This window comes from Asticcacaulis excentricus CB 48, from assembly GCF_000175215.2.
Taxonomy (GTDB): domain Bacteria; phylum Pseudomonadota; class Alphaproteobacteria; order Caulobacterales; family Caulobacteraceae; genus Asticcacaulis; species Asticcacaulis excentricus.
The window spans coordinates 88,885-102,871 of the sequence record NC_014817.1 but is presented as its reverse complement, the minus strand read 5'-3'; the positions used below and the strand labels follow the sequence as shown (position 1 = coordinate 102,871).

The 13,987-nt window shown below is 59.9% G+C and carries 13 protein-coding genes; 6 read left to right on the top strand and 7 right to left on the bottom strand.

The genetic code is table 11. From position 1 onward, the window contains the following. Window positions 1-117 precede the first annotated feature (117 nt). Both ASTEX_RS12200 and ASTEX_RS12195 read left to right on the top strand, forming a co-directional pair. Window positions 118-1,209, top strand: coding sequence for an acetamidase/formamidase family protein (locus tag ASTEX_RS12200; RefSeq protein ID WP_013479945.1), 1,092 nt, complete (start codon window positions 118-120; stop codon window positions 1,207-1,209). A gap of 8 nt (window positions 1,210-1,217) precedes the next feature. Then, on the top strand, window positions 1,218-2,171 hold the full coding sequence (locus ASTEX_RS12195; protein ID WP_013479944.1) for a helix-turn-helix domain-containing protein: 954 nt from the start codon (window positions 1,218-1,220) through the stop codon (window positions 2,169-2,171). A 112-nt stretch (window positions 2,172-2,283) separates the two neighbouring features. Here ASTEX_RS12195 and ASTEX_RS12190 read toward each other — a convergent pair whose 3' ends face one another. Beyond that, window positions 2,284-3,570, bottom strand: coding sequence for an MFS transporter (locus ASTEX_RS12190; RefSeq protein WP_013479943.1), 1,287 nt, complete (start codon window positions 3,568-3,570; stop codon window positions 2,284-2,286). Window positions 3,571-3,758: 188 nt separating this feature from the next. Here ASTEX_RS12190 and ASTEX_RS12185 point away from each other — a divergent pair, with 188 nt between their 5' ends. From ASTEX_RS12185 to ASTEX_RS12175, 3 genes are all read left to right on the top strand, one after another. Then, window positions 3,759-5,969, top strand: coding sequence for a beta-glucosidase family protein (locus ASTEX_RS12185; RefSeq protein WP_013479942.1), 2,211 nt, complete (start codon window positions 3,759-3,761; stop codon window positions 5,967-5,969). 96 nt (window positions 5,970-6,065) lie between these two features. Continuing rightward, on the top strand, window positions 6,066-6,899 hold the full coding sequence (locus tag ASTEX_RS12180) for a DODA-type extradiol aromatic ring-opening family dioxygenase (protein WP_013479941.1): 834 nt from the start codon (window positions 6,066-6,068) through the stop codon (window positions 6,897-6,899). 107 nt (window positions 6,900-7,006) lie between these two features. Further along, entirely contained in the window at window positions 7,007-7,498 is a 492-nt protein-coding gene (locus ASTEX_RS12175; RefSeq protein ID WP_013479940.1) for a VOC family protein, read from the top strand. A gap of 54 nt (window positions 7,499-7,552) precedes the next feature. Here the strand turns inward: ASTEX_RS12175 and ASTEX_RS12170 are convergent, their stop codons facing one another. The 3 genes from ASTEX_RS12170 to ASTEX_RS12160 form a co-directional block, all read right to left on the bottom strand. Continuing rightward, a complete protein-coding gene (locus tag ASTEX_RS12170; RefSeq protein ID WP_013479939.1) occupies window positions 7,553-8,176 on the bottom strand; it encodes an NADPH-dependent F420 reductase in 624 nt (207 codons plus the stop codon). A gap of 66 nt (window positions 8,177-8,242) precedes the next feature. Further along, complete coding sequence (locus ASTEX_RS12165; RefSeq protein ID WP_013479938.1) at window positions 8,243-9,118, bottom strand: NAD(P)-dependent oxidoreductase; 876 nt, start codon at window positions 9,116-9,118, stop codon at window positions 8,243-8,245. Between the two features lie 13 nt (window positions 9,119-9,131). Further along, on the bottom strand, window positions 9,132-10,241 hold the full coding sequence (locus ASTEX_RS12160) for a TauD/TfdA family dioxygenase (RefSeq protein ID WP_013479937.1): 1,110 nt from the start codon (window positions 10,239-10,241) through the stop codon (window positions 9,132-9,134). Window positions 10,242-10,514: 273 nt separating this feature from the next. On the opposite strand from ASTEX_RS12160, the gene ASTEX_RS12155 reads away from it, so the two are divergent. Further along, the gene (locus ASTEX_RS12155) at window positions 10,515-10,790 is read left to right on the top strand and encodes an HU family DNA-binding protein (protein ID WP_013479936.1); all 276 of its coding nucleotides are present in this window, start codon (window positions 10,515-10,517) and stop codon (window positions 10,788-10,790) included. Between the two features lie 104 nt (window positions 10,791-10,894). Here the strand turns inward: ASTEX_RS12155 and ASTEX_RS12150 are convergent, their stop codons facing one another. From ASTEX_RS12150 to rlxS, 3 genes are all read right to left on the bottom strand, one after another. After that, window positions 10,895-11,338 carry a Ros/MucR family transcriptional regulator gene (locus ASTEX_RS12150; RefSeq protein WP_013479935.1) on the bottom strand — a complete coding sequence of 148 codons (444 nt, stop codon included), beginning with the start codon at window positions 11,336-11,338 and terminating at the stop codon, window positions 10,895-10,897. Window positions 11,339-11,435: 97 nt separating this feature from the next. After that, window positions 11,436-11,663 carry a hypothetical protein gene (locus ASTEX_RS12145; protein WP_013479934.1) on the bottom strand — a complete coding sequence of 76 codons (228 nt, stop codon included), beginning with the start codon at window positions 11,661-11,663 and terminating at the stop codon, window positions 11,436-11,438. Window positions 11,664-11,746: 83 nt separating this feature from the next. Continuing rightward, on the bottom strand, window positions 11,747-13,735 hold the full coding sequence (rlxS, locus tag ASTEX_RS12140; protein WP_013479933.1) for a relaxase/mobilization nuclease RlxS: 1,989 nt from the start codon (window positions 13,733-13,735) through the stop codon (window positions 11,747-11,749). Window positions 13,736-13,987: the final 252 nt, after the last annotated feature.

Sequence of the window (13,987 nt, the reverse complement as noted above, 5' to 3'; positions counted from 1 at the left end):
CCGTCCTCTCTGAACGTCGAAACCCTGTCTACTGCGTGGACAGGGGCCGCACGTCTCTACCCTGTTGCCTACACCCCTCCCCACCCCATTTGTAAGCGCCCATTTTCGAGAGTCATCATGGCCTTTATCTGCACGCCCGGCGAAACCCGTCAGGATACCGAAGTCAAAAACCTGCATATCTTGCGCGCCACGCCAGAGACGATCCACTGGGGCTACTTCCACCCTGAGGTCAAACCGGCACTGACGGTGAAATCCGGTGACATGGTGATGGCTGAAGCGGTCACCCACCATGCCGGGGACGATCCCGAACTGATGTTCGACGACAATATCCGCCGTATATTCACCGAAGTGCCGGAAGCCGACCGTAATCCAGGCGTTCACATCATGACCGGGCCGATCTATGTCGAGGGCGCCGAGCCTGGCGACATGCTCGAGGTGCGTTATTTCCAGATGACGCCGCGTTTCAATTACGGCTCCAACCTCGCCGCTAACTGGGGGCACCTCTATGAGGAGTTCGGTAAGAAGGAACGCGTCACCATCTATCAGTTGAACCCGAATTCAAATACGGCCTCGGCCCTCTATGCCTATGATTTTCCGGGTACCTATCTGACACCGGGCACCATCACTCACTGTCCCGAATGCGACCGCATGCCTGCGCTCAAGGGCATATCGGTTCCGGCGCGGCCTCACCTCGGCACGGCAGGCGTCGCACCGGCGGTCGATCAGCGCGTATCGACCATACCGCCCGGTATTCACGGTGGTAACATCGACAACTGGCGCATCGGCGCTGGTGCGACCATGTACTACCCGGTTCAGGTCAAAGGCGGCCTTTTCTCAATTGGCGACCCCCACGTCTCGCAAGGGGATGGCGAGATCTCCGGCACCGCCATCGAAGCCTCACTCAACTGCCTGTTCCAGATCATTCTCCGCAAGGATTTCAACTTCCGCTCACCGCTCTTGGAAACGCCGAACCATTGGATCGTCCATGGTTTCGATGAAGACCTGAACAAGGCGATGAAGAACGCCGCAATCGACATGGTCGAACTGCTGAGTGAGCATCAGGGCCTATCGAAGGACGACGCTTATTCGCTGATGTCTGTCGCCGCCGACTTTGGCATTACTCAGGTCGTTGACGGCACACAGGGGATACACGTAAAAATCGATCGGAATCTGTTTCCGGCCAAAGGTGTGGTCAAGGACCCCGAATAAGCAACCCGATGCCTCTCTGGAAGTTCTCGGTAGATACGCTTCCCGAAGCGGAGCGGCAGGCGGCGTGGGTGGATGTCCTGCGCCGCCTGAAACTGCCTGTGGCCGACCTGTCGTCGCTGTCGCGCGTACGCGGCTCGGTCATGGTGACGACCACCCCGCTCGGCTGCGAATTCGCTGTGCTTGATTCCACGCCGCAGACCTATTCCGGGCGCAATCCCGACCACAGCTCCGCCGTCTGGCTGGCCGTTTTGGCACGTGGCGAAGGCATACTGGAATACAGCGGCGAAACGACGGTCCTCAGTCCGCGCTCAATTATTTTCGGGGCCTCCGGCGTCGATTCCACCCTGCGCCTGACCAGCGATTTCAGAATGCTGTTCATCAAGATCCCGCAACTGGCCGTCAGCCCGCGCATGATTACACCGCTGGGCCAGCGCGTCGGAATTCTTCCTGGCGGGTCCGGGCTGGAGAAAATGTTCAACGGCCTGCTGCTCAGTCTGGCCGACACGCTGGAGGCCCTCGATGGCGACCATTTTCAGCCGGTCGAGCAGTCGATGATTGAGTTCCTCGTCGCCTGTCTGGCCAGCGACGGCCGCATCGAGTCCAAGGGAGGGGCCGCCGGGGCGCGGGCGTTTCACCTGCGCCGCATCTGCCAGAAGATAGAGACGCTGCTGCACGATCCGGAGTTGTCCCTGCTCAAAGTCGCTGCCGAAAACGGTGTCTCCCCACGCTATGTACAGAAGCTGTTCACCGGCGCGCAGATGACCTTTTCCAACTATCTCAAGACTCGGCGGCTGGAGCGCTGCTACGCCGACCTGATTAGCCCCGTCCACGCGCAATTGTCGGTGTCGGAAATCTGCTTTCGCTGGGGCTTCAACGACGCGGCGCATTTCAGCCGCACCTTCCGCGAGCGCTTTGGACTTTCGCCGTCCAAGCACCGTCAATCCAGCCAACCCCGTTTATAGTTTTTTGTCGCGCATTTGATCCGGAAATGAAGTTCGGCGTTACCAATCCGCGAAAAAAACCAGACCCAGCGAGTGAACCGGATCTGGTAAAGGGTCTGAGGAGGTTTAAACCCTACAGTCCGCCGTGATTGACGCTGGCCACCTCGGCAGCCGAGACTTTCATGCGGTACGGCGGGAAGAGCATAATCAGCGCCGCGACGATCACCAGACAGACTTCGATGATCAGGATCGACCCGGCATAGGCCTTGTAATGGTCGAACCAGACATCCATCAGGAACGGCGTCAGGCCCTGAGCCAGCATGACCACCGCATAGATGACGCCGGTGATCAGGCCATACGCCTTAAGGCCGAAATAGCGCGAAATATAGTAGGGCAAGGCCCCGAACGCCGTGCCAAGCCCAATCCCCAGCAAGGCACCCGCCAGCAGCAGCATGGGCGTGTTCTGTGCCGCTTCCAACAACCACAGCCCCCCGGCGGCGATAACGAAGAACGGCGCGGTGACGCGGGGCGACTTGATCCGGTCGAGCAGTAAACCGACGACGATCTGCCAAACCGAGGTGACGAGCGCCAGCACAACCATCACGGTCGTCGCCAGCCCCATATCGATCTTACGGTCGGTCAGTACGGGGATGACGTGCGAAAATACCGCCGTCAGACACCCGGCCCCCAGACCGAGGCTGGCAATAATCAGCCAGAAGACCGGTGTTTTCGCCGCCTGGCTCAGGGTCAGGCCCTCGAGGCTCACCGACGGGGCATTGGGCTGATATTTATCAGCGCGCGGTGCTGGATCCTCGACAACCGGACGCGGTGCGTTTTTAAGCAGGAAGAAGGTTGCTGGAAAACCGACGGCGAATATGATGAAGCCGATGACCGCAAAGCTCATCTGCCAGCCGATGGCGCTCAGCAGCAGGGCCGCAACAATCGGCATGAAGGTCGCACCGATACCGTTGCCCAGCCCCGCCGAAATCCCCAGCATCAGGCCGCGGCTCTTGTCGAACCACTCCGAAACGACCTTCGAGAACATGGCCGTAGACGGAATGGCCCCGGCTAAGCCTATCAGGGCGAACAACAGATAGAAATGCAGCAGATTGTTATTGACCTGACTGATAGCCGCGACGCTTAGGGCGAACAGGATGTTACCGATGAGCAGCACCTTGCGCCCGCCGTACTTGTCCATAATGCGCCCGACCAACGGAAAGGCGACGATGCTGACTAGCGAAATGATCCCCAGTACGGCGGTGACCTGCGAGCGCTGCCAGTCAAAGCTTTCAGAGATCGGCACCAGAAAGACGCCGAACACAGAGCTGACCGTAGCGGTCAGGCAGACCATGTTACCTATGGTGCAGGCGACCACAACGCCCAGCGCCGTTTTGCGATTGTCCTTGGTTTCGATCGTCATGCCCACGCACTCCACATTACAGTCGGATCAGCAAAACTGGAATCCGCCGGCCCGTCAAAGCCAAACCCCCGTCTGCCAAAAAACAGGGCGCTAGGCGTCTAGTCCGCGCCGGGCGTCATTTACATCGCTGTCAAATTTTTCGACGCCGCCGGTCAAGACCCGCAGGGCCGCTCTGGCAAACATTAGCCATGCACAAACTTGCGAGAAGTCTATCGTATGCGCGGGCCCATACCCGCGCTCTTTTTCTCACCGTCCTGATGACCGGCTCGGCGCTCGTTTCACCCGCTTGGGCCGACGACGCCGTCAAACGCGCCGCCGAGATAGAGGCACAGATGACGCTGGACGAGCGCATCGCCATGGTCAACGGCACGTGGCCTGTGCCGTGGGTTACGCGCACTCGCGACAATCCGCAGCCCGAAGACGCCATCCCCGCCGCCGGTTATGTGCCGGGCGTCAAGCGCCTCAATATTCCACCCCTGTTCGAAACCGATGCGTCTCTGGGCGTGACCAATCCGTCGGATGTTCGCCCCGGCGACCACGCTACGGCCCTGCCCTCAGCATTGAGCACCGCCGCAAGCTTCAACCCGAAACTGGCTTATGACGGCGGCGCGATAATCGCCTCGGAAGCGCGCGCCAAAGGCTTCAACGTCCTGCTGACCGGCGGGGTCAATCTGGCCCGCGATCCGCGCAACGGGCGGAATTTCGAATATTTCGGCGAAGACGTCTGGCTGTCGGCCCTGATGGCCGGCGAAGCCATCCGCGGCGCGCAGTCGCAAAAGATTATCGCCACGATCAAGCATTTCGCCGTCAACGACTCCGAGACCAACCGCGACTGGTCAAACAGCGTCATCGGCGAACAGGCCATGCGCGAAACCGACCTGCTGGCCTTTCAGATCGCCATCGAACGCGGCAAGCCGTTGTCGGTCATGTGCGGCTACAACCTCGTCAACGGTCACTATGCGTGCGGCAACGACCATCTGCTCAATACAGTACTAAAAGGCGACTGGGGCTATACAGGCTTCGTCATGTCCGACTGGGGCGCGGTCAAGGCGACCGATTTTGCGGTCAAAGGCCTCGATCAGCAGGCGGCCAAGGAGTTGGATGCCCAGCCATGGTTCGGTGCCCCGCTGAAGGCCGCCATCGAGACCGGCGACGTTCCCGCGTCGCGCCTGTCGGACATGGTGCGTCGCATTCTGTATGCGCAGATTGCCTCTGGCATCTTCGATAGTCCGCCGCACAAGACAGACATCGATTACGCCGCCCATGCCCGCATCAGCCGTGCCGCCGCCGAAGAGGGCATGGTCCTGCTCAAGAACAGCGGCGATCTCCTGCCGCTGGGGCGTGAGGCACGCACTATCCTCGTTATCGGCGACTACGTCGAAAAAGGCGTTCTGTCCGGCGGCGGCTCGTCAAATGTTACTGCCGTATCGGGTCAACCGGGCGTGCCTATGAGCGGCGAAACCCTGTTCGCGCAGTATGTGAAAGAACAGTATCACCCCTCCGCGCCGCTGGCCGCCATTCGTGCCCGCGCGCCTCAGGCCACCGTCCTGTTCGACAATGGACGCAACACTGCCGAGGCCGCGCGCAAGGCGGTACAAGCCGACCTCGTCATCGTATTCGGCAACCAGTGGATGACGGAATCGCTCGACGCCCCGAACCTCGACCTGCCGCGTGGTCAGGACGCCATGATCAGTGCCGTCGCTTCGGCCAACCCTAAAACCGTGGTTGTGCTACAAACCGGCGGTCCGGTCACCATGCCCTGGCTGAGTAAGGTACCCGCCGTTCTTCAGGCTTGGTATTCCGGCGCGCAAGGCGGTGAAGTAATTGCCGATATTCTCTTCGGTGACGTCAATCCATCGGGCCACCTGCCGATGACGTTCCCGGTCAGCCTCGGCCAAACCCCGCGTCCGAACCTGCCCGGCATCGACCTGCCGGAAAAGGTCCAGTTCGACGTCGTCTATCATGAGGGCGCCGATATCGGTTACCGCTGGTTCAAACGCACGAAACAGACGCCGCTGTTCCCGTTCGGCTTCGGCCTCAGCTATACGACGTTCAGTTACAGCGACCTGAAACTGAGCGGCGGCGATCAATTGCGCTTGAGCTTCAAAGTCACCAATACCGGCCAACGTCCCGGCAAGGCCGTGCCGCAGGTCTATCTGACCCAGACTCCAGACGGGGCCACCCAGCGTCTGATCGGCTTCGACAAGGTCGATTTGAAACCGGGCGAAACGCGCACCCTCACCCTGGTCGCCGATCTCCGCATTGTGGGTCAGTTCGACACGCAAAGTCCCGGCTGGGTCATCAAGCGCGGCGTCTACGATGTGGCGCTGGGGCACTCGGCCGCCGACCTCATTGAGACGGGTTCGGTCAGGTTAGAAACCCGGCGTCTGAAGCCCTGATGCCACTTTGAGACAAGTTTCAAATCGCCATCAGACAAGACCGGCAATGATCGCGCCGCTACTCCTGTAATACAAATCTTTTCAATTGGATGCGTCATGCCTGATACAGCCTCCCCCCTCACGCCCACAGTACAGCCCACCCTGTTCATTCCGCACGGCGGTGGGCCTTGCTTTTTTATGGACTGGTCCATCATGGGCGAGCCCGCTGACACCTGGGACAAGACCGCCGAGTGGCTGAGGAATCTTGCCTCCACCCTGCCAGAAAAGCCAAAAGCCATCATCGTTGTTTCCGGTCACTGGGAAGAGACTGTCTTCACCGCCGCCACCTCGCCTCAGCCGGAAATGATCTTCGACTATTACGGCTTCCCAAAGCACACATATGAGCTGAACTATTCCGCGCCAGGCTCTACCCCACTGGCCGAGCGCATCGTTCAGCTTCTGACAGAGGCGGGCATTCCCGCCAGAACCGATGCGAAGCGCGGCTTCGATCACGGTGTCTTCATTCCGTTTCTGGTAGCCTTTCCGGACGCCGACATTCCGGTCGTCCCCCTGTCGCTGAAGCGGAATCTCGATCCGGCGGAACATATCGCCGCCGGGCGCGCACTGAAGTCTTTGCGCGAAGAAGGCGTCCTGATCGTTGGCTCTGGCATGAGCTATCACAATATGCACGCTTTCCGCACGCCATCGGCCACTGCGCCGTCCAAAGCCTTTGATGAGTGGCTCACCTCGTCCCTCGCGCAGGACAAGTCTGTGCGCGAGGATGCGCTGAACCACTGGTCGCAGGGCCCCGCCGCGCGCAACGCCCATCCGCGTGAGGAGCACCTTCTGCCGCTAATGATCGCCGCTGGCGCAGGCGAAGACGACAAGGGGACACGCATCTTCTCCGACGTTGTCATGCAGGCGACCATTTCGGCCTTCCGGTTCGGCTAGGCGCAAAAACCTGCATCCACCTTCTTCAATCGCACCTGCATGATCGGTACGATCAACTTACCGGGGTTCGGTTCGCCGCACCCCGGTTCATTTCTATGGAACGCCACATGACCTATCCCAATACGCTGATTTTCGTTGATCTGACCTCCGATGATCCCGAAGCCACCGGCCAGTTTTATGCCGAGGTGTTCGGCTGGACCAATGAAGGCCGCCCGGCGGGCGTCTATCATCGCCTCGTTCCAGGCGAGAATTTTAAGAACAAGGACGGCAGTCAGAGCCAGATAGGCAATCTGCATATCGGCATATTCAACGCCAACAATGCCCGACCCTACCCCACGCCTGAAGGCGCCGGCCCCAAGCCTCTGAGCCGCGGCACGCATAAGGCGCGCATCTGGGTGCTGGTGTCCGACGACGACACGCCGGAGCGCATTCTCGAAGCGGCAACAGCACGCGGCGCGACCATCATTTGGAAAAATCACTACTGGCATGAGTTCAACGGCTACAACTACGCTTTTGAAGACCCGTGGGGCAACGAAATCATCCTGTGGGGCAAGGCGGGCGAAAATCCGCAGATCCCGGATAACTACACCCGCGAATAACTAAAAAAGGGGTCGAAATCGGCCCCTTTTTCTTTACCCCAAAATTACCTGGCTTCAGGCGACACCCAGCCAGCTCGGTGCGATCGCGACCCCATGGCCAGCCCCATAGGCTAGGAAGACATTGAAGCCGGCGAGAGGTTCAAGATAGCGCGCATTTTTCAATCCGCCCGCGTCCACAACGGCAAAGCCCATCGACGTGGCCAGTTCTGTCACCTTCGCCTTGGCGTGTGCATCGTCCGTCGCGACAAAAACCGGCACTGTTGCCTCACCGATCTTCGGCCCTGCCGCCAGCACCTGTGCCAACAGCGTATTGAACGCCTTGACGAGCGTGACTCCCGGCACCGCCTTGGCGATCTCTTCGGCGGCCGATGTTTCATGCCCGATTGTCAGGCCCATATAGTCGGCCGTCAGAGGGTTGGAGATATCGACAACGATCTTTCCCTCGATACCGGGAATCCTATTAAGCGCTTCGACGGCATCGGCAAATGCCGTGGCGTTGATAATGATATCGGCGGACGCGATCCCTGTGGCTGAAACCGCGGTTGCACCTTCGGCAACGGCCAGAGCCTGCGCCTTAGCCTCATCGCGCCCGACGACGAGGACGTCGTGACCGGCTGCCACAAGATGTTTGACAAGGGCGGAACCCATATTGCCCGACCCGATGACGCTGACTTTCATGCAAGACTCCTTCCTCAAGTGACCGCTCAGGCGGTCCCTATTTAGTAAAAACAATGTGGATGAAACCTAATTTGCCACCTGCGCCCGCGCCGTCCGAACGACTGTGGCGATATCCTCTGCGCCATGCCCTTCGCCCACGACCGATTGAATGGTCGTCAGCGCCGCCTTCACCGTAGGCAGGTTAACATTCAGGCTCTCAGCGGTCTGGAGGGCATACACCATATCTTTGGCCTGTAGTGCCACCTGGAAGTTCGGGCGATAGTCGTCCGCCATCACGCGCGCGCTGACCATTTTGACCATCGGACTGCCGGGTGACCCGTCGAGGAGTGTCTCAATCGCCAGTTCGGTATCGAGTCCGGCGCGATCAATCATCGCGAAAGCTTCTGCCAAAGTCGCCAGTTGTACGCCTCCCATAAAGTTATTGATCAGCTTGAAAACCGACCCGCTACCCGTCGGACCCAGGTGGACAATCTTACGGCTCATCGCCGTGAGTGCGGGGCGAAGCGCATCTATAGCATCGGGATCGCCACCGAGGACGAAGACCAGTTGACCAGCCTCTGCATGGGATTTGGTGCCGGTCACGGGCGCATCGACAGGTATGCCGCCGGCCGCCGTCACCGCTTTTGCCCATTCGCGGATCCAGTCTGGTGACAGGGTAGAGGTTTCCAGACAGATAGTGCCCGGCCGCAGGTGAACCAATGCCCCCGCCGGTCCCATCCACACTGCGCGGGAGGCGTCGTCGTCTGTCACCATAGATATTACAATCTGCGCACCGTCGGCGGCTTCGCGGGGGCTGTCTGCAATACGGGCGTGGCGCTTGAAAGTCGATGAACGGCTCCGGTTTCGGTTGTACACGCGTAAGGCGTATCCGGCATCGATAAGGCGCTGGGCCATGGCCGCGCCCATGATGCCGAGACCTAGGAAGGCGATAGAGAAGGTCATGAATCGCTGTCCGTCAACCGTGGTCGGCGAGCAAACGCGGCACGGGTGCGTCCTTGATGCGAAAGAATCCGAGATCGTCCGTGGTTTGGCCGTCGCGCGGCTTGTGACGTACCTGAACGACGCCATTCTTGCCGAAGCCCGGTATGACCGGACGATCGCCCTGACGGCTCAACCACAGCCGCAGGAGGTGGCGCCTGCGCTGAGGTTCTGGATAGTCCTCGTAGCCCTGACGAGCGTGCAGCGCGGCGTAGTTGGACAACCACTGTATATCGCCGGGGCGGAAATCCATCTCGATGGCCATGCCAGGCTCATAAGCGATCTCGTCGAACAGTTTGAGCACTTCGATCTGCTCCGGACGCAGTTGCGGCACGCCGGGATATTCCTGCGCGGTCAGAATGTATAGCGAGCCCGCATACATGCTGAAGATCCCATCCGTCAGATCGATAATAGGAGAGGTATAGGTATCAGCTGGCGCATTCTTGTCCTGACGCCGCCAATCCCAGTGATAGGTCTCGAAAAGAAGTGGTGCCAGATCCGGACGACGTCGCAGGATCTCGTTGTAAATTTCGGCCCCCGAGACAAGGCACGACGCCCCCCCTCTGAGCGCTGGTCGCAGGCACATAAGGGCCACGATATCCGACGAATCCGAATGATATACGAGTTCGTCACGTACTTTTGACGATTTTGCGGTTGGGTCAGCCATGGTCTTGTCTGATGTGGCATAGACAGAGTCGATCAAGTCACCCTTTTCGTTCTGGCGGATCGGATCGCCCATATGCAGGCCTAGAATGTAGTAGATGGCCGCCGATAGGGCATCGGAATAGAGATGGGTGCGCAGGCCGCGCACCAACACGAATCCGCGACCAGAATCGACGTCCCGGCCCCATTCGCTCACCGCATCGGCGCAGGCCGTGAGAGGGTACTCTTCTTTCTGTACGAAACGCAGATCCGGGTCAGATTCGACGAAGCGCGTACCCAGTGCCTCAAGCTCGGCGATCTGGGCCTCGGAGAGCATATAGACCCAGCTATCCCCTTTGGAGAGCACATCACCTCGCCACGCGGCGGCGGTCGTGATCTCCGCCAAAGGCGCCGCAGCGGCGTGGGTCGGGACGGAAACATTCATGGTGCGGCTCCTTGCACTGGGACTTATATGATGAGGCGAACGCTACCAGAGAGGGCAGGTTGCCTTCTTGTCCCCGCAGGCATGATTAGTTGACGGCACCCGTATTGGTGCGCGTACACACAAGTGCAGCGCTCTGCTGGTCAAGCAGATTGAAAGGGTTGATCATCATTGCCATTGCAGGCCCGTTGGCTCTTCCGGTGGATACCTGACCAAGGGTATTGTCAACACCGCTTCAGGAGGGCAAGTCAGTGTCTTTCATTCGGAGACAGACCTATGAACACCTCTGACCTCATTGACAAAATCGCAACGGAACACGGCGTGACCAAAGTGGCGGCCAAGGCCATCGTTGACACGGTCTTTGGCAGCATCGTGGAAGCGGCGGTCCTGGGACAGGAAGTCAACCTTCCGAGCTTCGGCAAGTTCAAGGTTCAGGATAAGCCCGCACGCGAAGGTCGAAACCCTTCGACCGGTGCCACCATCCAGATCGCTGCTTCGAAAAAGCTGGTCTTCCAGCCGGGCAAGGCGCTCAAGGATCGCCTCAACGCGTAAACCATCCTTTCGAACGGCAAAAGCCCCGGGAAATCCCCGGGGCGTCTTCATGCGCAATGGGTCGAGGGATATCGCACGATAGGCCCCTACTGACACTGTGAGGCCTATGCCTTCGCCCGACGGCCAGGCTTCGGTGCCGCCTGAGATGTCGACTTGCGCCCCCCTTGTCCCAGTCCCATCTGCTTGGCCAGATTGGATCGGGCCTCAGCATAGGCCGGTGCAACCATCGGGTAGTCTTTGGGTAGGTTCCACCTAGCCCGGTATTCGTCGGGCGTCAGGTTGTATTTCGAGGCCAGATGTCGCTTCAGGGATTTGAAGCGGCGGCCGTCTTCCAGACAGATGATGTAGTCGGTACCCACCGACTTTTTTATGGAGACAGCGGGCGTCTTATTTTCAGGTTCGACAACGGGACCAGATGCCAGACTGTTTAAAGCCCCCGAGACGCTCTGTATCAGTTGCGGCAACTCGGCCGCAGGCACAGAATTATTGCTCACATAGGCCGTGACGATTTCAACGACGAGATTGGTCGTGTCTGTTTTTTGTTCCAATGTCTGTTGCCCTATACCGTCTGCAAGACGACTACTGTTAAAGGAAAGGTCAGTTACCTCTATCCTTTAGCCCGCCCTTCGTCAAAATCCATTCGAGCTAGATCCGCACGACAATCAGATCGACAAGGTTGGCGCCCAAGGCGGACGGGTGAGCGCGCGACCGGTAGCCACGGCCTTGCGCGAACTGGTCGAGTTCTCGCGCCTGACGGCTCCAGGTCAGAAGATCGCTATGGCCATCAAACAGACAGCTGTAATCGCCGGGATCCCCCGATGCGATCGCTTCGCGTAACGCCTGAAGCGTCACTTCCTTGACGCGGGTCTGCATGGTCACAGGGCGCTGCCTTTCGGTTTACACTGTGCCATACCTACGAGCGCGCGGCTACAAGGATCGTCCGCGACCCGTTCGCGTTAATCGATTTCCAGGCTACGCGAGCGACCGATGGTCCAGTTAATCCCCCCTTCGCGCATCAGGCCGGAGACTTCCTGCCCGATGTGCTTGTCAAGAACGGGCCGCCACGGCACGAGAGCGAAATCTTTAGCCCGCTCGACAACCGCGTACTTTTCCGACTCCGTCTCGATGATTTCCCGCAGTCGGCCCTCTACCAGGCCCCCTCTCGGTACGGTCCTACATGTCTTGCCGGTGCTGGCCTCCAGACCAGCGGCGACGTCGGTCATTTCCTGCTGACGCAAGGTCTTGAGAACCGACGGGTCCAGGGCCTCACCCCCCTGCCCCGTGACGGGCATCCAAAGGCCCTCCTCCAGCAGCCATTGACGGCGTGACTGCAAGGCGGAACGAAGCGCCCGTCCAAAGCCCGTGTGCGCATACTCAGTAGACGGGCCTGTGACCCATTGGCGGTCGAGCCAGGTCACGCCCTTATACCCGACCAGTTTATCCAGTGCCCGCGACGCCTGAACCGAGATCGAAACGGGCAAACGCGCCACGTCCTTGCGCTCATAGGCCAGAACCTTATCGAGGTGATCAGGGTCGATACGGAACCGACCGTCGGGTAGCCGTTCAATCGCCCCGGTCGTTCGGCGGATCGCCTCCAGACGCCGGGTGTGCGTTTCGGCGAAAGACCGGCGAGCGGACGGATCAAACCGCAGGTGTATCTCGGTCGTGTAGTAGCCGCCATTGGCTTGCGCCACAGCCAGCACCGTTCGATCAACCTCCCGGATGTCCGGCCGGCGAGGCGTCACCTGAAGGATCGCTTCTTTGGGCAACGGCTCTGTGTGGCTCCCCTGTCCTATATCGACATAGTGCGTCCGACCATCGATTCCCTCCAGAATAACGTAGTGGCGATCGCTGTGCTCCTCGAGTATCCCGCGCTCGATCAGGCGACCGGTCAGTGTGCTCGCCAATCCCGATGAAGACGCTGAGGGAAAATGCATCTGCGTCTCTGACAGTGACGCCTCCAGGCCGCGCTCTTTCAGGGCGCGGTGCAGGGTTTTGATGATATCGCCCCGCTCCCCCATCTGACGTAAGGTGGTTTCCAGTTCCGGGTCGAGCCGCCATCTCCCACCGGGCAGCTTTTCGGCGAGGCCGAGCGCTTCCAGTTTGACCAGCCGTCCGGAACGGGCGGCGCTCTTTACCGGGTCGCTATATCCGGCCAGAACATGCCCCCGATCGTCGGCCTCGCGGCGCAGCTGACGGTCGATGGCGGTTAGGCGTTCCTGAGTGACTTCGGCCTGCAGGGCCTGGGCGATTTCCCGCTCGGAGCGTGGCCCCAGATCGAGACTGACCTGGGCCTGCACCCGTTCGCGAAACCCTTCGCTCAGATATTCCCGGGCAATCACCAGATCCTTGCCGCGATCATCGCGACCACGGAGCACAATATGGGTGTGGGGATGGCCGGTGTTGAAGTGATCGACGGCCGCCCAGTCGAGCTTCGTTCTCAGATCCGCTTCCATCTGTTGCATGACGGTCCGGGTCAGGGGTTTCAGATCCTCATAGAGATGGGCGTCTTCCGGGGCGACGATGAAGCGAAACTGGTGGCGATCACCGTCGCATCGCGCCATGAAATCCGAGGCCTCAATCCGGTCGGCGTCGGGGCCGTAGAGGACGCCGCGCGCGCCCTCGCGCGTGACGCCGTCGCGTTGCAGATAGGTGAGGTGGGCCGTGGCGGCGCGAACCCCCTTCCCGGCGAGGCGCACAAACCGCGCCTTGACCACCACGCGTCGCGCGGTTCGGCCTCGCGCGGAACTGGCGGTCAGAACCCGTCCGACGCCCGCGCCGCGGCCATAGTTTCCCCCGCCTTTTGCCGCTGCGTTTCCGGCCCGCTTGAAACCACCGGCGCGCTGCACCGCCCCGATGACGCTCGATCGGAACGATCTGGGCGTTTTCGCCGTTTGGGACCGTATGCGCCCGAGTTTGGGCTCAAAATACTCTTCAGAGGCCATGTTTACGAGACTCTCCACCCAATGAGATCAAAGCCTTGCGCGACGCCCATCTCTTGTGACCGCGCCCCTGTCTCCCGATTTTCCGATGTGCAGACAAACACTTACCGTCGCGAAGAGACGGTCTTTTATCTTGCCTGTGTAATCGGCGTGGTTGAGTCAATACAAAGATGTTGTTTTGGTCTTCGTTTTCGCATGTTGATCTCCTGGACATAAACGGGGCAAGTTCATTTCGACGATGCGAGAAGGTCGCCT

Excerpts from the sequence above, each read along its gene's own strand:
- ASTEX_RS12155 (WP_013479936.1), top strand. The coding sequence starts at position 10,515 with ATGAACACCTCTGACCTCATTGACAAAATCGCAACGGAACACGGCGTG.
- rlxS (WP_013479933.1), bottom strand. The coding sequence starts at position 13,735 with ATGGCCTCTGAAGAGTATTTTGAGCCCAAACTCGGGCGCATACGGTCC.
- ASTEX_RS12190 (WP_013479943.1), bottom strand. The coding sequence starts at position 3,570 with ATGACGATCGAAACCAAGGACAATCGCAAAACGGCGCTGGGCGTTGTG.
- ASTEX_RS12160 (WP_013479937.1), bottom strand. The coding sequence starts at position 10,241 with ATGAATGTTTCCGTCCCGACCCACGCCGCTGCGGCGCCTTTGGCGGAG.
- ASTEX_RS12195 (WP_013479944.1), top strand. The coding sequence starts at position 1,218 with ATGCCTCTCTGGAAGTTCTCGGTAGATACGCTTCCCGAAGCGGAGCGG.
- ASTEX_RS12180 (WP_013479941.1), top strand. The coding sequence starts at position 6,066 with ATGCCTGATACAGCCTCCCCCCTCACGCCCACAGTACAGCCCACCCTG.
- ASTEX_RS12165 (WP_013479938.1), bottom strand. The coding sequence starts at position 9,118 with ATGACCTTCTCTATCGCCTTCCTAGGTCTCGGCATCATGGGCGCGGCC.
- ASTEX_RS12175 (WP_013479940.1), top strand. The coding sequence starts at position 7,007 with ATGACCTATCCCAATACGCTGATTTTCGTTGATCTGACCTCCGATGAT.
- ASTEX_RS12185 (WP_013479942.1), top strand. The coding sequence starts at position 3,759 with ATGCACAAACTTGCGAGAAGTCTATCGTATGCGCGGGCCCATACCCGC.
- ASTEX_RS12145 (WP_013479934.1), bottom strand. The coding sequence starts at position 11,663 with ATGCAGACCCGCGTCAAGGAAGTGACGCTTCAGGCGTTACGCGAAGCG.
- ASTEX_RS12170 (WP_013479939.1), bottom strand. The coding sequence starts at position 8,176 with ATGAAAGTCAGCGTCATCGGGTCGGGCAATATGGGTTCCGCCCTTGTC.
- ASTEX_RS12200 (WP_013479945.1), top strand. The coding sequence starts at position 118 with ATGGCCTTTATCTGCACGCCCGGCGAAACCCGTCAGGATACCGAAGTC.